The following is a 17,702-nucleotide window of genomic DNA, read 5'->3' as shown; positions in this document are numbered from 1 at the left end:
GCGCAAGCGCTCATCACCGTTCGAACCTCCGTCGTACCGCCTCGCCGTGCGAGGGCAGGTTTTCCGCCTTGGACAACGTGATCACGTGTCCGGAGACGTCTTTGAGCGCGGCCTCGTCGTACTCGACCACGTGGATGCCGCGCAGGAACGTCTGCACGGACAGGCCGCTGGAATGCCGCGCGCAGCCCGCGGTCGGCAGCACGTGGTTGGAGCCGGCACAGTAATCACCCAGGCTGACCGGCGACCAGGCGCCCACGAAAATGGCTCCCGCAGAACGGATCCGGCCGGCCACAGCAGACGCGTCCTCGGTCTGGATCTCCAGGTGTTCGGCGGCGTAGGCGTTCACCACCCGCACGCCGACATCGATGTCGTCGACGAGCACGATCGCCGACTGCTTGCCGCTCAGCGCCGCCGTCACACGCTCGACGTGCACGGTGGTGGCCAGCTGACGGGTGAGCTCGCGGTCGGTGGCCGCGGCCAGCGCTTCGCTGTCGGTGACCAGCACACTGGCCGCCATCTCGTCGTGCTCGGCCTGGCTGATCAGGTCCGCGGCGACGTGCACCGGATCGGCCGTGTGGTCGGCCAGGATCGCGATCTCGGTCGGGCCGGCCTCGGCGTCGATGCCGACCTGCGAGCGACAGATCCGCTTGGCGGCGGTCACGTAGATGTTGCCTGGACCGGTGATCATGTCGACCGGGGCGAGTTCGGCGCCGGCCGCGTCCCCCACGTCGGTGCCGCCGTAGGCCAGCAGCGCCACTGCCTGCGCTCCGCCGACGGCCCACACCTCGTCGACGCCGAGCAGGGCCGCGGCGGCCAGGATGGTCGGGTGCGGCAGTCCGTCAAACTCCGCCTGCGGCGGGCTGGCGATCACCAGCGAGTCCACCCCGGCGGTCTGGGCGGGGACGACGTTCATCACCACGCTCGACGGATAGACGGCGTTGCCGCCCGGGACATACAGGCCGACGCGCTCGACCGGCACCCAGCGTTCGATGACGGTGGCACCCGGCGCCAGCGTGGTCGTGGTGTCGGTGCGACGTTGGTCGGCGTGCACGGCGCGAGCCCGATCGATCGCCACCTGCAGGGCGGCGCGCACGTCGGGGTCGAGGGCGGCCAATGCCTCGGCCAGTTTCGCCGTGGGCACCCGCACGGTGTCCGGGCGGATGCCGTCGAACGAATGGCCGTATTCCAGGGCGGCCTCGGCGCCGCGCTCGGCGACGGCCTCCACGATCGGGCGGACCTTGGGCACCACGGCATCCACATCGACGCCCCCGCGGGGCAGCGCCGAGCGCAACTGCGCGGCATTCAGGACGCGGTTGCGCAGGTCGATTCGGGACATCTGAAACTCGGCCATCGGTTCAATTGTCCCTGATCAGTCCAGTTGATAAAAATCCGTGGCCGGTTGCCGCCGGCCCGACGCGCCGTAGGGTAGTCCCAGCCTGCCGAATGGAGCCCGAGATGTCCGCGAAAGACCACCCGAACAACGCCCCCGGCGTACCGATGCTCATGCCGCCCGCCCTGGAGCGGTTCCAGATCAAGTACATCAACCCGCTGGTGAAGCCGTTCTCCAAGCGGCTGCCCGGATTCACCGTCATCAAGCATCGTGGCCGCACGTCCGGCACGCCGTACGAGACGATCGTCACCAGCTACCGCAAGGGCAACGTCTTCGCGGTGACGCTGATGCACGGCAAGACCAACTGGGTGAAGAACGTGCTGGCGGCCGGCGAGGCCGACGTGCACCTGTACAGCGGCGACATCAAGATCACCAATCCGCGGGTGGTCTCCGCCGGTACCGATGACCCGACGCTCCCCCGGATCCCTCGATCCGCCGCCCGCCGGATGGGTGTCTTCGTCGCAGATATCGTTTGACACGCTCGCCAGACTGCATACATGACCTGGCAGATCTGGCTGGCGTTTCTCGGCGCATCGATCGTTATCAGCGTGTCGCCCGGAGCCGGGGCGATCCTGTCGATGGCCACCGGCCTGACTCACGGCGTGCGCCGCGGCACGTGGAGCGTGTTGGGGCTGCAGGTCGGACTGATGCTCCAACTGGTTTTGGTGGCCGTCGGGTTGGGCGCTGTCGTCGCCGGATCGGTCCTGGTGTTCCAGATCGTCAAGTGGCTCGGTGTGGCCTATCTGGTCTACCTGGCGGTCCAGCAATGGCGCAGCGCCTCGCAGGATCTGCGTGACCGGATGAGTGGCCCGGTCGAGCGAGGCCGGCTGGCGTTGATGATGCGTGGCTTCCTGGTGAACACCACCAATCCGAAGGGTCTGGTGTTCCTGCTCGCCGTGCTGCCGCAGTTCGTCGTGCCGACGGCGCCGTTACTGCCGCAGTACCTGGCGATCGGCGCGACGATGGTTGCCGTCGACATCGTGGTGATGACGCTGTACACCGGGCTGGCGGCCCGCTTGCTCACCTGGTTGCAGACCCCGCGCCAGCAGACCGTTCTGGGCCGGGTGTTCTCCGGGCTGTTCGCCACCGCCGCCGTCGCGCTCTCGTTGGTGCGCCGCGGCGCCGCGGCCTAACCGGTCGCAGTCTCCAGCGCCCGCTTGATGATCGGCGCGGCCTCCTGCATCGCGGCCCGCAACGGGCCCGCGGCTTCGTCCGGCCACACATCGCGGGTCCAGATGAAACGGCACCGTAGCGGACCGTCAGCCAGCACCTGCATGACGGCATTGTCATGCGCGGGCGCGCCGTCGCCGGTCAGCGAGTAGGCGATGCGCCGGGCCGGCTCGTCACGGCTGACCAGGCGTTCGCGGGCGATGAATCCGTCGGCGAACGCAACGACCCGTCCATCTGCCTCCGCCTCGCAGGACGCCACGAAGCCCGGCGCCATGCGCACCGGACCATCTGCCCAGTCACCAATCACCTGCCACACCCGGGCACTGTCGGCCGCAATGTCGAACTCGATCTGGATCAAAGCCATGGCACCAGTCTGGTCGCGGGGTGACGCTGACTCTTGAACATTCTTGCGGGCGGCGATGTCGGACCCGAGGTTTAACGTGCGAGACATGTTGACCGCCGAGACGCTGATCTCGCGGCCGGATTTCAGCGTCGCCACCTGGAACTGCACCGGCGAGCACGCCGATTGGTCCGAGCCCGAAAGTCCGTCGGCGGGGCGGTTCGTCCTGGTCCGGGCGGGGCGGTTCCGACGGCGCAGTTGCGACGGGCCGAGTGACCACGACGCGACCGTCGGCTACCTGGGCGAGCCCGGGGACATCGAGCAGTTCGCGCACCCACACGGTGGCGATGCGTGTACGTCGTTGCAGCTCAGCGCCGAAAGCTGGTGGCAATTGGCGGGTGAACCACAACGCCCCGGGCTCGGAGCCGTGTACGTGGACGCCCGGCTGGAATTGGCGCACCGACGGCTGCTGGCAACGTGCCGCGACGATCCTGACTACCAGCTCGCCGAGGGTCTGCTGCGGCTGGTGGCGGCGGCATTGCGTTCGGCGGCGCGGCGGCCGACACCCGTCGGATCACCGGCCCGCCTGTCCGACCGTCGGATGGGGGATCGGGCACGCGAAGCGATCCGCCAGGCCGACCCGGCGGCCGGCGGGCTGTTCCCGCTCGCGGCCGCACTCGAGGTGTCCCCGTACCAGTTGAGCCGATCGTTCAGCCGTGAGCTCGGGGTGTCGGTCACGCGGTACCGCAATCGGGTGCGGATCGCGACGGCGCTGGATCTGCTGCGCGGCGACGACTGCCCACTGGCCGAGGTCGCCGCCACCCTGGGGTTCGCCGACCAGGCCCATCTGAGCCGGAGTATGCGCCAGCACACCGGCCGAACGCCGGCCGCGTTGCGGCGCGAATTGCGCCGCGACGCAAGGGCTTAGGTGTCGAGACCGATGTCGAGCACTCGCACAGAATGGGTCAGGGCCCCGATCGCGAGATAGTCCACCCCGGTCCCGGCGTATTCGGCCGCGCTGTCCAGCGTCAGGCCGCCCGACGATTCGAGCAGGGTCTTGGGTGAGCGCGAGTCCCGGCGCTGAACCGCGATCTGGGTCTGCCACACCGGAAAGTTGTCCAGCAGCACCAGCTCGACGTCGGCCGAGAGGACGTCGTCGAGTTGCTCGAGCGAATCCACCTCGACCTCGCACGGCAGGTCCGGCGCCTCGGCCCGCACGGCCTTGAGCGCGGCCAGCACCGATCCCGCCGCGGCGACATGGTTGTCCTTGATCAGCGCCGCGTCGCCCAATCCCATCCGGTGGTTCACGCCGCCGCCGATCCGCACCGCGTACTTCTGCAGCGCGCGCAGGCCCGGCAGCGTCTTACGGGTATCGCGGATCTTCGCGTTGGTGCCCGCCACCGCGTCGACCCAGGCGGCGGTCGCGGTCGCGACCCCCGACAGGTGCGACACCAGGTTCAGCATGGTGCGTTCGGCGGTCAGCAGACCCCTGGTCGGCGCCTCGACGGTCAGGATCGCCGAGCGGGCCTGCAGCCGGGCACCGTCCTGCACGCGACCGATCACGCGGTAGCCGTCCGCACCGAGCACCTCGTCCAGCACCAGCAGCGCGATGTCGACGCCCGCGGCCACTCCGGGTTCACGGTTGACCACCGACGCGGTGGTCATCGCATCGGCACTGACGGTGGCGATGGTGGTCACGTCGGGGCCGTACCGGAGGTCTTCTTCCAGGGCCCGAGCGATCGTCGCCCGGGCCTCGGCCAGCTCGTTGTCCGAGAGCGCCATCAGCACACCGCCGTCGGGGCGTCGAGGGTGGGACGGCCGGCTACGGCGCGAATCGTCACGGATTGCTCCTGGGCAGGGTCGGTTTCGGGGTGGTCGCTTCGGTGGTGGCAGCCGCGGCTCTCGGTGCGGGCCTGGGCCGCGACGGCGATCGCACGCGCCGTCGCGGTCAGCGCGGCNGTCCGTGTACGTCGGTGACCACGCCACCACAGCTGTAGTGGGCACCGGGCACCACCGGGATGGGCTGGCGCGTGGGATCGACACCGGCCGCCGCGCAGGCCGCCGCCACCGTGGGAAAGCGCCCGGCGAAATCGGTGATCCCACGGGCGTCGAGGTAGACGCACGGGTCGCCGGTGGCGCTCATACGGGCGTTGACGGCCGCCGCGACCACGTCACGCGGAGCCAGATCACCCATCGGATGCACGCCTTCGGTCACCGAATCACCGCGTGCATCAACGAGAACGGCACCTTCACCGCGCAGCGCCTCGGTGATGAGCGGACGCCGCCCACTGCCACCCTGGGCATACAACATCGTCGGGTGGAACTGGACAAACTCGATGTCGCGGACCGAGGCGCCCGCCCACAGGGCCAGGGCGATGCCGTCCCCCGTCGATCCACCGGGATTCGTGGTGGCGGCGTACGCATGTCCGATCCCGCCGGTAGCCAGGATCACCGACGGCGCATGGACGATGCCGAACCCGTCCGCATTGCGGACCAGCACCCCGGTGACCGCGGTGTCGTCGCGCAGCACCTGCAGTGCCACGTGATCGCGCCGGATGTCGAGGGTGGCCGCCGCAGAGTCCAGGGCCCGCTGCACCTCGGCGCCGGTGGCATCGCCGCCGGCGTGAATGATCCGGCGGCGGGTGTGGCCGCCCTCGCGGGTCAGCGCCCACTGCCCGGGAGTGGCCTCGTCGAATCGGGCGCCGTCGGCCACCAGGTCGGCGACCGCCTCGTATCCGGCCGCCACAATCGAGCGCACCGCATCCGGATCGCACAAACCACCGCCCGCGGCGATCGTGTCATTGACGTGCGCCTCGACGGAGTCCTCAGTGTCGGGCAGCACGACGGCGATACCGCCCTGCGCGTAGAACGTCGCGGTCTCGCGGGCCTTGCTCAGCACCACGACCCGTCGACCGCGGCGATGCGCGGCCAGGGCTGCCACCAGACCCGCGACGCCGGTGCCGACCACGACGACATCGGCGCGCTGCTGCCACAGCGTCGAACTGCCGCAGGCGAAGCGGCTGGATCCCCGGGCGCTGCCCGTCGGGGTCATTCGCCGCCGCCGGGCTGACCGATCGAGATCATCCGCTGCACGCTGGCACGACCGCGCCGGGCGGTTTCGGGATCGACGTGCACCTCGTCGGCGCCCTCGATCAGGCAGCGCAGCAGAGCCGCCGGGGTGATCATCTTCATGAAGGTGCACGACGCCCGGTCGTTGACGGCCAGGAAGTCCACTTCGGGTGCGGCCCTGCGCAACTGGTGCAGCATGCCGACCTCGGTGGCGACCAGCACCTGACGGGCCCGGGTCTCGCGGGCGGCGTCGAGCATGCCTCCGGTGGACAGGATCTTCACCCGCTCCTCGGGAACGGCTCCCTCACCGGCCAGGTACAGCGCCGAGGTGGCACATCCGCATTCGGGGTGCACGAAGAGTTCGGCATCGGGGTGCGACCGGGCCTGGTCCGCCAATTCGTCGCCGTTGATGCCGGCGTGCACGTGACATTCCCCGGCCCACACGTGCAGGTTCTTGCGGCCGGTGACCCGCCGGACGTGGGCGCCGAGGAACTGGTCGGGGCAGAACAGCACCTCGCGATCCTCCGGGATCGAGGCCACCACCTCGACGGCGTTCGACGACGTGCAGCAGATGTCGGTCAACGCCTTCACCGCCGCGGTGGTGTTCACGTAGGACACCACGACCGCACCGGGATGCTCGTCTTTCCAGGCCTGCAGCTCATCGGCGGTGATCGAGTCGGCGAGCGAACACCCGGCGCGCTGGTCCGGGATCAGCACCGTCTTGTCCGGGCTGAGGATCTTGGCGGTCTCGGCCATGAAGTGCACGCCGCAGAACACGATGGTGTCCTCGGGTGCCTCGGCGGCGATGCGCGACAGCGCCAGGGAATCACCGACGTGGTCGGCGACATCCTGGATGGCCGGCAGCTGGTAGTTGTGCGCAAGCAGCGTCGCACCGCGCAGGTCGACCAAACGGCGGATCTCGGCGGCCCATTTCGCGTCGCCATCGACGCCGGCATAGCCACCGGGACCATCGACGATCTGATCTGCCAAGCCCCCGGCGAGGGCGCCATCGAGAGCGGTCACGTCGACCTCCTCCACTTCGTCAGGTTTTCGACTTATAATCGAAAACATGCCACATGGTAACACCGCGCACGAAGTCCTTGCCGCCGTGTTCCAGGTTCGCGGTCTCGACTCCCGGCAACCCGCACTTCACGTGCTGTTGTGGGAACGTGCACTCGATCCCGAGCGCGGCAAATGGTCCCTGCCCGGCGGGCGGCTCGACGACGACGAAGACCTGATCAGTTCGGTCCGCCGCCAGTTGGCCGAGAAGGTCGACCTCCGTGAGCTTGCCCACCTGGAACAACTGGCCGTGTTCTCCGATCCGCACCGTGTTCCGGGAATCCGGACCATCGCATCCACCTTCCTCGGTCTGGTGCCCTCCCCCGCCACCCCGGCGCTGCCGCCCGACACCCGGTGGCACCCGGTCAGCGACCTGCCCGCGATGGCCTTCGACCACGCGCCGATGGTGGAGCACGCCCGCAACCGGCTGGTCGCCAAGATGTCCTACACCAACATCGGATTCGCCCTGGCACCAAAGGAATTCGCACTCTCGACGCTGCGTGACATCTACAGCGCCGCGCTCGGCTACCAAGTCGACGCCACCAATCTGCAACGCGTCCTGGAACGCCGAAACGTCATCACCCGCACCGGCACCACCGCGCGCTCCGGACGCAGCGGCGGACGCCCGGCGGCCCTGTACCGCTTCACCGACTCGCGCTACCGCGTCACCGACGAATTCGCCGCCCTGCGTCCGCCCGGGTGAGTCGACTGGATTCTTAGACCCCTCTTAAGTAAGAATGCCCGGATGGAATTGGGCAGTGCGGCCACAGCCACCGGAGCCGAGTGGATCGGTCGACCGCTCCATCAGGAGCTCGACCGGACAGCGCGCCCCAGACTCCCCCACGACGACGCGTTCTACGCTCCGCCTGCGGGTTTCCAACATGCCGAGCCCGGCACCGTCCTGCGCAGCCGCGACGTCGAGCTGGCGTTTCTGGGCCTGATCCCGCAGCGCCTGCACGCCACGCAGCTGCTCTACCGCTCCACCGACCGCAACGGTGTGCCTGAGGCCGCGGTCACCACGGTGATCGTCCCGCCCGACGCCGCACCCGACTGCCCCGTGGTCTCCTACCAGTGCGCGATCGACGCCATCTCGGCCCGATGCTTCCCGTCCTACGCATTGCGGCGCCACGCCAAGGCCACCGGCTCGCTGGCGCAGCTCGAACTGCTGCTGATCTCGGCCGCATTGGCCGAGGGATGGGCGGTCTCGGTTCCCGATCACGAGGGCATCGACGGCATGTGGGGCGCACCCTACGAACCGGGCTACCGGGTACTCGACGGCTTGCGCGCGGCGCTCAACTCCGAACAGCTCTCGCTGGCGCCGACCGCGCGCATTGGACTCTGGGGTTATTCCGGCGGCGGCCTGGCCAGCGCCTGGGCCGCCGAGATGGCCGGCGGTTACGCCCCCGAGCTCAACATCGTCGGGGCCGTTCTCGGCTCACCCGTCGGCGACCTCGGCAACACCTTCCGCCGGCTCAACGGCACCGTGTTCTCCGGCCTTCCCGGGCTGGTGGTGGCCGCGCTCGCCGACATCTATCCAGGACTCAACCGCGTCATCGCCGAGCACGCCACTGTCGAGGGCCGCAAGCTCCTGGACCGGCTGCACCGCATGACCACCGTGGAAGCCATCATCCGGATGTTCCGCACCGACATGGCCGATCTGGTCGACCTGCCCCTGGAGCAGATCCTCGACGGGCCCGCCGTCAGCGAGGTCTTCCACGACACCAAACTCGGTGTGGCCGCGCCGGTTCCGCCCGTGCTGATCGTGCAGGCCGTGCACGACGAGATCATCTCGGTCGACGACATCGACGAGCTCGCCGACACCTATCTGGCCGGCGGCGCCGACGTGACCTACCACCGCGACATGTTCAGCGAACACCTGTTGCTGCACCCGTTCTCCGCACCGATGGCCCTGCGCTGGCTCACCGACCGATTCGCCGGTCGCCCGCTGACCGCCAACCTGGTGCGGTCGAAGTGGCCGACCCTGCTCAACCCGATCACGTACATGGGGATGGCCCGGCTGGCCGGTATCTCCGCCAAGGTCGCGTTGGGGCGGACGGTCCGGCTGCGGCCCCTCTGATCGACCAGGCGCTGGCAGAATGGGGGTAGATGCGTTACATCCGTCAGCCCCCGGCGGTGGCCCTACGCGACAGCGTCGACCACCTGTGGAGTATTGCGGACGGACCCGCCTATCCCGCCGAGCGTATCCTTCCCACCGGCATCACCGAACTCGTCATCAACCTGAGCGCTGACGTCGTCGCAATTACGAACCATTCAGGTTCACAACGGTTTTCGGGAGCCGCGGTGTCCGGGCCCTACACCGGCCCGTTCGACATCGACGCCCGCGAGCACACCGCCATGATCGGCGTGCACTTCAAGCCGGGCGGCGTCCGGGCGGTGCTCGGCGTGGCCCCGCATGAACTGCTCGATGCGCATGTCGACCTCGATGCGCTGTGGGGCCGCGCGGCAGGATTCCGCGACAGGGTCTGCGAGGCGACCTCGACCGCACAACGATTGGCGATCGTGGAAGCCGCCTTGCTCGCGCAGTTCCGCGATGACCGGCAACCGGCCGGTGCGGTGTCCTTCGCCATGGCCGCCCTGCGGGTCGCCTCCCACCAGCCGTCGATCGCCACAGTGGCGCGCGACGTGGGGTTGAGCCACCGCAGGCTGATCCAGTTGTTCACCGAGCAGATCGGCATGTCGCCCAAACGCTTTGCCCGCCTACACCGATTCCGCCACGCACACGCTGCCGTCTGCTCAGCGCCGGCGTCGCCGCACTGGTCGACATTCGCCATCGAGCACGGGTACGCCGACCAATCGCACATGATCCGCGAGTTCCAGGAGTTCTCCGGGATGACGCCCGCCGAGCAACTGCGCCGACGTGGGTATGCCGCGAAGGACGACCACATCGCGCTCGAACCATAGGTCAATTTTGTTCAATACAACCGCCGCGGCGACCGGCACACTGCGGTCATGTCTGGACACATCACCTACCGAACCGGCGCAGTGCGCTACCAGGTCACCGACGTGGAGCGTGCGGTCGCGTTCTACACCCAGCACCTGGGGTTCGATGTCGCTCTCCGCGGCGGGCCGGCCTTCGCCTCCGTGGTCAACGGCAATCTCACCGTGTTCTTGAGCGGGCCCGGTAGCTCGGGCGCGCGGCAGCTGCCCGACGGCAGCCCGCAGACCCCAGGAGGATTCAACCGGATCGTCCTCGAGGTCGACGACCTCGACGCGGCGATCGCAGAGTTACGAGGAGCCGAAGTGACATTCCGCAACACGATGGAGACCGGACCCGGTGGCCGGCAGATCCAGGTCGACGACCCCGACGGCAACCCCATCGAGCTCTTCGAAGCCGCGGCAGTCAAGCCTGCGGCCGAGTGACGGCCACACCCAAACTGCTGCACCGAGGGTGCTCAGCGGCACCCTACGATCACTGCAGACCGCAGTGGCGCCAAGGAAGGGGAAGCGTGTATCCGTCTGGCGAACAACCTTATTCAGGTCCGCAGTATCCGCCCGGATATCCGCACCATCCCCAGTACCGGCAGCCCCACGGCCATCCCGCGTATCCGCCCTACCCACCGCCGGGATACCCGCCGGCGGCGCCGATTCCGCCGACCCCATGGGAGGCCGCGCCGGCGCCACCGAGTCCACCGGGACCGTCGAACCGTTTGGGTGTGGGCGTGGCCTTTGGTGTCGCGATCCTGACCATGGTCTTCGTCGCCGGCTACATGTTCATGGTGATGCCCAGGGGCGGCCAGTACTTCACCAGCGGCGCGCAGGTGACGCCCTCAGCTGACGAATACATCGTGTTCATCAAGGACAAGGATCTGTCCGGCCAGCTTCCCAGCACCGTGCGCTGTACGGGGATCACCGACTCCGGGCAGCGCCTGACGCTGTCTCCCCCGGCCGAACCTGTCACCGTGTCGCGTAACCGCAGACCAGCGACGAAATACCGGTCAGTGGCCCAATTGCCCACCGACAGAGGACCCCTGACCGTGAACTGCACCGGGGTGGAAGATGCGCGATTTCTGCTGACGAAGCCGTACACCGGTCCCGGGGCATGGGTGTTCTTCGCCGGATACGGGACGTTGCTGGGTGTCCTGGTTTTGGTGGCCTGGTGGGCCAACCGCAGGTACTACCGCCGCTTGGCGGCGCACCTGGCCGGCCCGCCCCGATAAGAGTTCGGTCGGCCTCCTCGTCAACAAGGTGGCAGCGGGTCAAGCCCCAGGTGGGCTGACCACCGGCGGGAGCACCGGATAGGTCGGAGTCTGCATCGGCGGCCAGGCGCCGAGGTCGTCGCGCACCGTGGAGACCGCGATCAGCGCGTAGACCAGCGCCGCCGCGGCAGCCGGGAACAAGAGGGTGCCTGCGATCTGCAGCGGCGAATGCCCGAAGAAGACCGCCGCGGCCTCCACCACGTAGTGGACCCGGTGTTCCGGACTGACCGGTGCCGCCGCAATGTCGACCGAACCGAACCGCCAATGGGCAAGTGCTGCACCGACACCCGCGGCCACCGCGGTGGCCGCCGCACAACCGACCGACAGCGCGGCGACCATGACCGGCCCGCGGCGGGCCGTCCACTGCCACAGCGCGACCGCGGCCACGATGCCCAGCACCACGAGCATGCCGACGAACATGAACGCCGAGGTGAAGAAGTGGTCGGATTCGGCGCCCAGATAGGCGTGCACTCGTTCACCGCCACGAGTCAGCGCCACTACTCCGTGCACTCCCGGCGCCAACCAGGCCCACAGCGCGCCGAGCACCGCACCAGCGACCGCGAGGGCCGCAATGACGATCAGCACCGCCCGGTCACGCGAAACTCGCGGCGCGCCAGGAATATCGGTAGGCGAACTGAGCCGGGCATGCTCTTCGCCCGAGAGGCTCATCGGTGCCTTCTGCTCTTCGCCCGAGAGGCTCATCGGTGCCTTCTGCTCTTCGCCCGAGAGGCTCATCGCCGCGTATCCAGGTCGATCGAATCCACCTGCCCGTGCCGCGAACACTTGGCCCACCATCCGGTCGGCCGCACCTGAACGATCATCCGGCGTCCGCACTCGGCGCAGAACCGGGGCGGTTCCAGACCGAGCTGGGCGGCCGTGGGCACGACACTTCCGTCCGCGGCGTCAGCCTGGACCCCGGTGTAGACGTTGTAGAGGCCGGCGCCGACGGGCGCGGGCAGATTGTGAACCATCACCACCAGTTCTACAGGCTGGCGTTCAGCGCCTTGATCGGCATCTGCAGATCGTCGAGCAATTCGAGATCCGACTCGGCCGGGCGGCCCAGCGTGGTCAGGTAATTGCCGACGATGACGGCGTTGATGCCGCCCAGGATTCCCTGCTTGGCACCGAGGTCACCGAGCGTGATCTCGCGGCCACCGGCGAATCGCAGCATCGTGCGCGGCAGCGCCAGCCGGAACGCGGCAACGGCCTTGAGCGCCTCGGAGGCGGGAAGCACCTCGAGATCGCCGAACGGCGTGCCCGGACGGGGGTTCAGGAAGTTCAGCGGCACCTCGTGCGGGTCCAGCTCGGCCAGATTGGCGGCGAACTCGGCACGCTGCTCCAGCGTCTCCCCCATGCCCAGAATGCCGCCGCAGCACACCTCCATGCCTGCCTCGCGGACCATTTCCAGCGTCCCCCAGCGCTCCTCCCAGGTGTGGGTGGTGACGACATTGGGGAAGAACGACTGTGCCGTCTCCAGGTTGTGGTTATAGCGGTGCACGCCCATGTCCTTGAGGCGGTCCACCTGCTCCTGGGTCAACATGCCCAGCGAGCAGGCGATCTGGATGTCGACCTCGTTGCGGATGGCCTCGATACCCGCGGCCACCTGGGACAGCAGGCGCTCATCGGGCCCACGGACCGCGGCCACGATGCAGAACTCGGTGGCGCCGGTCTTGGCGGTCTGCTTGGCCGCCTCGACCAGGCTCGGGATGTCCAGCCAGGCGCTGCGCACCGGGGAGGCGAACAGACCCGACTGCGAACAGAAGTGGCAGTCCTCCGGGCAGCCGCCGGTCTTGAGGCTGATGATGCCCTCGACCTCGACCTCGGGGCCGCACCACTTCATCCGGACCTCGTGGGCCAGAGCCAGCAGCTCCTCGAGCTTGTCGTCGGGCAGCTGCAGCACCTGCAGCGTCTGGTCCCGGTCCAGGCCGACGCCCCGCTCCAGAACCTGCTCGCGAGCCATGCCCAACACATCGACGGCTGCCTGCGTCACGAAACGTCCTCCTGTGGATCATGGTGGCCGGTCGGGCCAACACTTGAACACCGTTCAGGCTAGGGTAACGGTGTGCAACTCCACAAACCCGACGTGGTGGATGCGGCGACGGCCATCCTGGACACCTACGGCATCGCCGACCTGACGATGCGACGCCTGGCCCGTGAGCTCAATGTCAGCCCGGGCGCGTTGTACTGGCATTTCGCCAACAAGCAGGAGCTGTTGGGCGCCGTCGCCGACCGCATCCTGCAACCGGTACACGTCGAGAGTGCCGTGTCGGCCTGGCCGGGACGAATCCACCAGATTTGTACGGCGTTGCGCGACGCGCTGCTCTCACACACCGACGGAGCCGAACTCGTCTCGTCCAGCTTCGCGGCCGGTCAGTCGCAGATCGCCGGCGAGATCGTGGCGCGGCTTGCCGACGCCGCCCAGCATGCCGGCGTGACGGCGCCGGATGATGAACTGGCCGCCCGCACCGTGCTTTATTACGTGCTCGGATTCACCGCCGACGAACAGTCCCGGCTCCAGTGGGACGCAGCCGGTGCCCTCACCGACGAGCAGTCGGTACTGAATCGCGACACCTCCCGGCAGTTCGCGTTCGGCCTTCAGCTCCTGGTCGACGGGCTGGCTGTGCGGGGCGCGAGCACGCTGAGCGCGGGAGGCGACGATCGGCAGCGCAGCCGGAGCTGACGGCCGGGCGGGTCAGCCGATCGGATGGGCGAGGCGGTGATCGCCGTCCCAATGCCGGATCCCGGTCACCTGGCCGACGATTTCGGTGGGCCGGCCGGCGATCCGCACGGCGGTGGCCAGCCTGGCCGGAGCAACCCGCCGAGCCAGCGTCACGTGCGGGCTCCACTGGCCCGGTTCGGCATGCGGCATCGGGGCCGGGCTGACATGCGGCAGGCACCGGCGATAGACCTCGGCCTGCAGATCGAGCAGTTCGGCGGTGGGGACCAGCAGGCGTGCCAGCACCCCGCCGGTGCGCCCGAAGATCAAGGTCGCACCGAGACTGCACGGTAGCGGGAAGCGGTCGAGCAGATCCTCGAGCGCCACGTCGGCCGCGGCGTCGATGTGCTGGGCGACGGTCAGCGTCGCATGCGGACGGCCGGCAGGCGCCTGACTGGGAATTCCCGCCTCGCGCAGGGCGTCCCAGATCCCGCGGACCACGGCCTCGGTGTCCGGATCGAAGACCAGCTCGACGGAGTGGACCATGTCAGATCAGGCCGGACAGCCAGTCCCGGTCGAAGGCGTCGGCGCACAACGCTTCGAACTCCGTGGCGCCCAGGCCACCGGCGCCGGCGGGCAGCACCGCGCGCACCGGCGCCAGCTCGGCCAGCGCGTCCCGGTTGCCCGACTCGGCGGTACCCGGGTTCGCCGGCCACGCGCCGATCACCAGGCCGGCACACGGAATTCCCTGTCCAGCAAGGGATTCCAAGGTCAAAGCGGTGTGGTTGAGCGTGCCGAGGCCGGGCGAGACGACCACCAGGACGGCCGCCGAGAGGTCGGCCGCCAGATCGCGAACCGTGACCCCACCGGCGCCCAATTCGACGAGCAGACCCCCGGCGCCTTCGACCAGCGTGATCCCACCGGGCAGTTCGGCTGCCCGAACGGCGTCCACCAACTCGGCGCGGGTCGGCAATGCCAGCCCGGCCCGCTGCGCTGCCGCAAGCGGGGCCAGTGGCTCCGGATAGCGCCAGCCGCCGTGCAGGTTGACCGCCCCGGACAGCCGCCCCACCTCACCGAGATCGTTGTCGCCGTCCACGGTTCCGGTCTGCACCGGCTTGCACACCGCGACGTCGAATCCGGCCAGGCGCACCGCGCAGGCCAGCGCCGCAGTCGTCACCGTCTTCCCGACCCCCGTGTCGGTCCCGGTGACAACCAGCGTGCTCACGACCGGGCCTTGGCCAGGACCTCGGTAAGCACCTGTCGGGCCAGGCCCATCTCGTCGGCGGTGAGCGAGGCCCGGGCGGTCAGGCGCAGCCGGGAGGTGCCCTCGGGCACCGTCGGCGGGCGGAAGCAACCCACCCGCACACCACGGTCCAGACATTCTGCCGCGGTGGCCACCGCCACCTCGGGGTCGCCGAGGATCACCGACACGACCGCGGAGTCCGGCACCGCGGAATCGCCGGAGATCCGGGCCAGTTCGGCGGCATGGTCCAACACCGCGCGGGCCCGATGAGGTTCTGCGATCAGGACATTCAGCGCGGCCCAGGCCGCACCGACGGCGGCCGGCGCCAGCCCGGTGTCGAAGATGAACGGCCGGGCCGCGTCGATCAGGTGGGCGCGGACGGCTTCGGGACCGAGCACCACACCACCCTGGCTGCCCAGCGCCTTGGACAGCGTCGTCGTCATCACCACGTCGGGCGCACCGGCCAGACCTGCCTCGTACAGCAGGCCCTGCCCACCGGCACCGCGCACACCGAGGCCGTGTGCCTCATCGACGAGCAATAGTGCGCCGTGACGCCGGCAGACCGCGTGCAGTTCCCGCAGCGGCGCCAATACCCCGTCGGCGCTGAACACGGATTCGGTCAGCACCACCGCGCGTTCCTCGGCGCGGGTCGACAGCGCCGCCTCGACCGCATCGACGTCGCGGTGCGGCGTGACCGTCACCCGCGCGCGCGACAGCCGGCACGCATCGACCAGGGAGGCATGGGTGAGCGCGTCGGACACCAGCAGCGAACCCGGGCCCGACAGCGCGACGACAGCGCCGAGGTTCGCCGTGTAGCCCGATGAGAACACCAGCGCCGATTCGGCACCGACGAACGTCGCCAGGGCCGTCTCGAATCCCTCGTGCAGTTCGGTATTGCCGGTGACCAGCCGGGATCCGCCCGCACCCGCGCCCCAGGTACGCAGCGCCTCGACGCCGCCGTCGAGCACTGCCGGGTGTTGCGACAACCCCAGGTAGTCGTTGGAGGCCAGGTCCAGTTCCGTGGCGACGGGCGGGCGGGTGCGCAGCTCACGACGCAGCCCGGCGTCCCGGCGCTGCTGCTCGACGCCGGCCAACCAGGCCAGCGGTGAAAGGTCAGTGCGTGTCACGCGGTGCTCCTCGGTGAACCCGGCGGGCCATTGAACACCGTTCAGGTTAGTGCACGGGCCACGCCCACCATGCCCGCGGTGATCTGTTCGACCTCCTGCGGGGTACAGATGAACGGCGGCATGGCATAGATCAGCTTGCCGAACGGCCGCAGCCATACCCCGTGGTTCAACGCCGCCAGCGTGGCCACCCGCATGTTCACCGGCTCCCGCATCTCGATCACGCCGATGGCACCGAGCACCCGGACGTCGGCGACGCTCGGCAGCGCGCGGGCCGGCTCCAGTCCGGTGCGCAGACCAGCCTCGATCTCTCGGACCCGGGCCTGCCAGTCTCCGGCGACCAACAACTCCACCGCGGCGACGCCGACGGCACAAGCCAGCGCGTTGGCCATGAAGGTCGGACCGTGCATCAGTGCGCCGGGCTCCCCCGCGCTGATCGTCTGCGCGACCGCACGCGTGCACAACGTGGCGGCCAACGTGATGTAGCCCCCGGTCAATGCCTTGCCGACGCACATGATGTCCGGGCTGACGCCCGCATGTTCGGCGGCGAACAGCTTTCCGGTGCGCCCGAACCCGGTGGCGATCTCGTCGAAGATCAACAACACGTCGTGGCGATCGCAGATGGCCCGCAGGTCGGACAGGTAGCGGGGATCGTGGAAACGCATGCCCCCGGCACCCTGCACGACGGGTTCGACGATCACCGCGGCCAGTTCATCGGCGTGTTCGGCGAGCTGCCGCTCGAACGCCTCGCTGTAGGCCGGCTGATAGTCGGCGGGCACGGGCGGCGCGAAAATCTGGGGCACCAGAACTGAGTTTTCCCCGGCCCACAGCTCATGCATGCCGCCATCCGGGTCGCACACGCTCATCGGGGTGAACGTGTCGCCGTGATAGCCGCCGCGCCAGGTCATCAGCCGGTGTTTGGAACCTCGGCCGAGGCTGCGCCAGTACTGCAGCGCCATCTTCACCGCCACCTCGACCGACACCGATCCGGAATCGCTGAAGAACACCGTCTCCAGACCCGCGGGGGTGAGGTCGACGAGCAGCTGGGCCAGCCGTGCGGCCGGCTCGTGGGTGAGACCACCGAACATGACGTGGTTCATCGTGGCGAGCTGGTCGTTGATCGCACGGTCCAGCACCGGATGTCCGTGCCCGTGCACGGCCGTCCACCAGGACGCCATCGCGTCGAGCACCTCGATCGGTGCACCGTCGGAAGGGTCGATCACAGTCAGCCACGCGCCTTTGGCCCCGACCGCCACCACCGGAGGCAACGCCTGCGCGCCCATGGCGCTGTAGGGATGCCAGATGTGGGCCGTGTCGATGGCGTTGATCTGCGCTGGGGTCAGCTCAGCCACAGTCGGGCAGCCTAGCCCTTTGCTCACCGGGCGTGACGCACCCATCCGAAATGTGAGCGGCAGGCCGATGTTAGGTAAATTG

At 69.0% G+C, this 17,702-nt stretch carries 21 protein-coding genes and 1 pseudogene; 9 read left to right on the top strand and 13 right to left on the bottom strand.

Annotated elements, in window-relative coordinates; all coding sequences use genetic code 11:
* Window positions 1-13: 13 nt before the first annotated feature.
* On the bottom strand, window positions 14-1,351 hold the full coding sequence (gene hisD, locus BN4332_RS04145) for a histidinol dehydrogenase (RefSeq protein ID WP_066897295.1): 1,338 nt from the start codon (window positions 1,349-1,351) through the stop codon (window positions 14-16).
* Between the two features lie 104 nt (window positions 1,352-1,455).
* On the opposite strand from hisD, the gene BN4332_RS04140 reads away from it, so the two are divergent.
* Both BN4332_RS04140 and rhtB read left to right on the top strand, forming a co-directional pair.
* Window positions 1,456-1,866 carry a nitroreductase family deazaflavin-dependent oxidoreductase gene (locus BN4332_RS04140; RefSeq protein WP_066897335.1) on the top strand — a complete coding sequence of 137 codons (411 nt, stop codon included), beginning with the start codon at window positions 1,456-1,458 and terminating at the stop codon, window positions 1,864-1,866.
* 21 nt (window positions 1,867-1,887) lie between these two features.
* A complete protein-coding gene (rhtB, locus tag BN4332_RS04135; RefSeq protein WP_066897294.1) occupies window positions 1,888-2,523 on the top strand; it encodes a homoserine/homoserine lactone efflux protein in 636 nt (211 codons plus the stop codon).
* Here the strand turns inward: rhtB and BN4332_RS04130 are convergent.
* Window positions 2,520-3,059 carry an SRPBCC family protein gene (locus tag BN4332_RS04130; protein WP_235654010.1) on the bottom strand — a complete coding sequence of 180 codons (540 nt, stop codon included), beginning with the start codon at window positions 3,057-3,059 and terminating at the stop codon, window positions 2,520-2,522. The two genes, rhtB and BN4332_RS04130, sit on opposite strands and share 4 nt — an antisense overlap.
* On the opposite strand from BN4332_RS04130, the gene BN4332_RS04125 reads away from it, so the two are divergent.
* Window positions 3,010-3,828 (top strand): AraC family transcriptional regulator, encoded by an 819-nt coding sequence (locus BN4332_RS04125; RefSeq protein ID WP_200820257.1) that lies wholly within the window; start codon window positions 3,010-3,012, stop codon window positions 3,826-3,828. The genes BN4332_RS04130 and BN4332_RS04125 overlap by 50 nt on opposite strands.
* On the opposite strand, the gene nadC is transcribed toward BN4332_RS04125, so the two are convergent.
* The 4 genes and pseudogenes from nadC to nadA form a co-directional block, all read right to left on the bottom strand.
* Window positions 3,825-4,682 (bottom strand): carboxylating nicotinate-nucleotide diphosphorylase, encoded by an 858-nt coding sequence (gene nadC, locus BN4332_RS04120; protein ID WP_066897334.1) that lies wholly within the window; start codon window positions 4,680-4,682, stop codon window positions 3,825-3,827. The genes BN4332_RS04125 and nadC overlap by 4 nt on opposite strands.
* A complete protein-coding gene (locus tag BN4332_RS35340; RefSeq protein ID WP_435405185.1) occupies window positions 4,682-4,831 on the bottom strand; it encodes a hypothetical protein in 150 nt (49 codons plus the stop codon). The genes nadC and BN4332_RS35340 overlap by 1 nt, the downstream gene beginning before the upstream one ends.
* A 29-nt stretch (window positions 4,832-4,860) precedes the next feature.
* Window positions 4,861-5,952, bottom strand: a pseudogene (nadB, locus tag BN4332_RS04115) (L-aspartate oxidase); the annotation flags it as partial.
* Window positions 5,949-6,992: a quinolinate synthase NadA gene (gene nadA, locus BN4332_RS04110; RefSeq protein WP_066897333.1), complete on the bottom strand. Its 1,044-nt coding sequence runs from the start codon at window positions 6,990-6,992 to the stop codon at window positions 5,949-5,951. The pseudogene nadB and the gene nadA, both read right to left, overlap by 4 nt.
* Window positions 6,993-7,038: 46 nt before the next feature.
* Between nadA and BN4332_RS04105 the strand changes: the two genes are divergently transcribed.
* From BN4332_RS04105 to BN4332_RS04085, 5 genes are all read left to right on the top strand, one after another.
* The gene (locus BN4332_RS04105; RefSeq protein ID WP_066897291.1) at window positions 7,039-7,731 is read left to right on the top strand and encodes an NUDIX hydrolase; all 693 of its coding nucleotides are present in this window, start codon (window positions 7,039-7,041) and stop codon (window positions 7,729-7,731) included.
* 42 nt (window positions 7,732-7,773) lie between these two features.
* Window positions 7,774-9,105 (top strand): lipase family protein, encoded by a 1,332-nt coding sequence (locus tag BN4332_RS04100; protein ID WP_066897290.1) that lies wholly within the window; start codon window positions 7,774-7,776, stop codon window positions 9,103-9,105.
* 29 nt (window positions 9,106-9,134) lie between these two features.
* Window positions 9,135-9,950, top strand: coding sequence for a helix-turn-helix domain-containing protein (locus BN4332_RS04095; protein ID WP_066897289.1), 816 nt, complete (start codon window positions 9,135-9,137; stop codon window positions 9,948-9,950).
* A gap of 48 nt (window positions 9,951-9,998) precedes the next feature.
* The gene (locus tag BN4332_RS04090; protein WP_066897288.1) at window positions 9,999-10,409 is read left to right on the top strand and encodes a VOC family protein; all 411 of its coding nucleotides are present in this window, start codon (window positions 9,999-10,001) and stop codon (window positions 10,407-10,409) included.
* A 293-nt stretch (window positions 10,410-10,702) separates the two neighbouring features.
* Window positions 10,703-11,206 carry a hypothetical protein gene (locus BN4332_RS04085; RefSeq protein WP_066897287.1) on the top strand — a complete coding sequence of 168 codons (504 nt, stop codon included), beginning with the start codon at window positions 10,703-10,705 and terminating at the stop codon, window positions 11,204-11,206.
* Window positions 11,207-11,245: 39 nt separating this feature from the next.
* Here BN4332_RS04085 and BN4332_RS04080 read toward each other — a convergent pair whose 3' ends face one another.
* Genes BN4332_RS04080 through bioB form a run of 3 tightly spaced genes read right to left on the bottom strand, consistent with a single transcriptional unit; the run spans window position 11,246 to window position 13,205 of the window.
* Window positions 11,246-11,980, bottom strand: coding sequence for a DUF2567 domain-containing protein (locus BN4332_RS04080; RefSeq protein ID WP_096866823.1), 735 nt, complete (start codon window positions 11,978-11,980; stop codon window positions 11,246-11,248).
* A complete protein-coding gene (gene bsaP, locus BN4332_RS04075) occupies window positions 11,977-12,216 on the bottom strand; it encodes a biotin synthase auxiliary protein BsaP (protein ID WP_066897332.1) in 240 nt (79 codons plus the stop codon). Before bsaP ends, BN4332_RS04080 begins: the two co-directional genes overlap by 4 nt.
* An 11-nt stretch (window positions 12,217-12,227) precedes the next feature.
* Window positions 12,228-13,205 (bottom strand): biotin synthase BioB, encoded by a 978-nt coding sequence (gene bioB, locus BN4332_RS04070; protein ID WP_066897330.1) that lies wholly within the window; start codon window positions 13,203-13,205, stop codon window positions 12,228-12,230.
* Between the two features lie 102 nt (window positions 13,206-13,307).
* On the opposite strand from bioB, the gene BN4332_RS04065 reads away from it, so the two are divergent.
* The gene (locus BN4332_RS04065) at window positions 13,308-13,925 is read left to right on the top strand and encodes a TetR family transcriptional regulator (protein ID WP_066897286.1); all 618 of its coding nucleotides are present in this window, start codon (window positions 13,308-13,310) and stop codon (window positions 13,923-13,925) included.
* A gap of 12 nt (window positions 13,926-13,937) precedes the next feature.
* Here the strand turns inward: BN4332_RS04065 and BN4332_RS04060 are convergent, their stop codons facing one another.
* From BN4332_RS04060 to BN4332_RS04045, 4 genes are read right to left on the bottom strand one after another with little or no spacing between them, the layout of a single operon-like run.
* Window positions 13,938-14,447 (bottom strand): 2'-5' RNA ligase family protein, encoded by a 510-nt coding sequence (locus tag BN4332_RS04060; protein WP_066897285.1) that lies wholly within the window; start codon window positions 14,445-14,447, stop codon window positions 13,938-13,940.
* A gap of 1 nt (window position 14,448) precedes the next feature.
* Window positions 14,449-15,126 carry a dethiobiotin synthase gene (bioD, locus tag BN4332_RS04055; RefSeq protein WP_066897284.1) on the bottom strand — a complete coding sequence of 226 codons (678 nt, stop codon included), beginning with the start codon at window positions 15,124-15,126 and terminating at the stop codon, window positions 14,449-14,451.
* Window positions 15,123-16,271, bottom strand: coding sequence for an 8-amino-7-oxononanoate synthase (locus BN4332_RS04050; RefSeq protein WP_066897283.1), 1,149 nt, complete (start codon window positions 16,269-16,271; stop codon window positions 15,123-15,125). Before BN4332_RS04050 ends, bioD begins: the two co-directional genes overlap by 4 nt.
* Window positions 16,272-16,312: 41 nt before the next feature.
* Window positions 16,313-17,620, bottom strand: a complete 1,308-nt coding sequence (locus BN4332_RS04045; RefSeq protein WP_066897282.1) for an adenosylmethionine--8-amino-7-oxononanoate transaminase — start codon at window positions 17,618-17,620, stop codon at window positions 16,313-16,315.
* Window positions 17,621-17,702 lie beyond the last annotated feature (82 nt).

The sequence above is a fragment of the Mycolicibacterium houstonense genome, assembly GCF_900078665.2.
GTDB lineage: Bacteria > Actinomycetota > Actinomycetes > Mycobacteriales > Mycobacteriaceae > Mycobacterium > Mycobacterium houstonense.
This window is presented reverse-complemented; position numbering and strand designations above follow the sequence as displayed.

Excerpts from the sequence above, each read along its gene's own strand:
- rhtB (WP_066897294.1), top strand. The coding sequence starts at position 1,888 with ATGACCTGGCAGATCTGGCTGGCGTTTCTCGGCGCATCGATCGTTATC.
- BN4332_RS04080 (WP_096866823.1), bottom strand. The coding sequence starts at position 11,980 with ATGAGCCTCTCGGGCGAAGAGCAGAAGGCACCGATGAGCCTCTCGGGC.
- nadC (WP_066897334.1), bottom strand. The coding sequence starts at position 4,682 with ATGGCGCTCTCGGACAACGAGCTGGCCGAGGCCCGGGCGACGATCGCT.
- BN4332_RS04090 (WP_066897288.1), top strand. The coding sequence starts at position 9,999 with ATGTCTGGACACATCACCTACCGAACCGGCGCAGTGCGCTACCAGGTC.
- BN4332_RS04100 (WP_066897290.1), top strand. The coding sequence starts at position 7,774 with ATGGAATTGGGCAGTGCGGCCACAGCCACCGGAGCCGAGTGGATCGGT.
- BN4332_RS04125 (WP_200820257.1), top strand. The coding sequence starts at position 3,010 with ATGTTGACCGCCGAGACGCTGATCTCGCGGCCGGATTTCAGCGTCGCC.
- BN4332_RS04095 (WP_066897289.1), top strand. The coding sequence starts at position 9,135 with ATGCGTTACATCCGTCAGCCCCCGGCGGTGGCCCTACGCGACAGCGTC.
- BN4332_RS04105 (WP_066897291.1), top strand. The coding sequence starts at position 7,039 with ATGCCACATGGTAACACCGCGCACGAAGTCCTTGCCGCCGTGTTCCAG.
- hisD (WP_066897295.1), bottom strand. The coding sequence starts at position 1,351 with ATGGCCGAGTTTCAGATGTCCCGAATCGACCTGCGCAACCGCGTCCTG.
- bioB (WP_066897330.1), bottom strand. The coding sequence starts at position 13,205 with ATGGCTCGCGAGCAGGTTCTGGAGCGGGGCGTCGGCCTGGACCGGGAC.
- BN4332_RS04060 (WP_066897285.1), bottom strand. The coding sequence starts at position 14,447 with ATGGTCCACTCCGTCGAGCTGGTCTTCGATCCGGACACCGAGGCCGTG.
- bsaP (WP_066897332.1), bottom strand. The coding sequence starts at position 12,216 with ATGGTTCACAATCTGCCCGCGCCCGTCGGCGCCGGCCTCTACAACGTC.
- BN4332_RS04140 (WP_066897335.1), top strand. The coding sequence starts at position 1,456 with ATGTCCGCGAAAGACCACCCGAACAACGCCCCCGGCGTACCGATGCTC.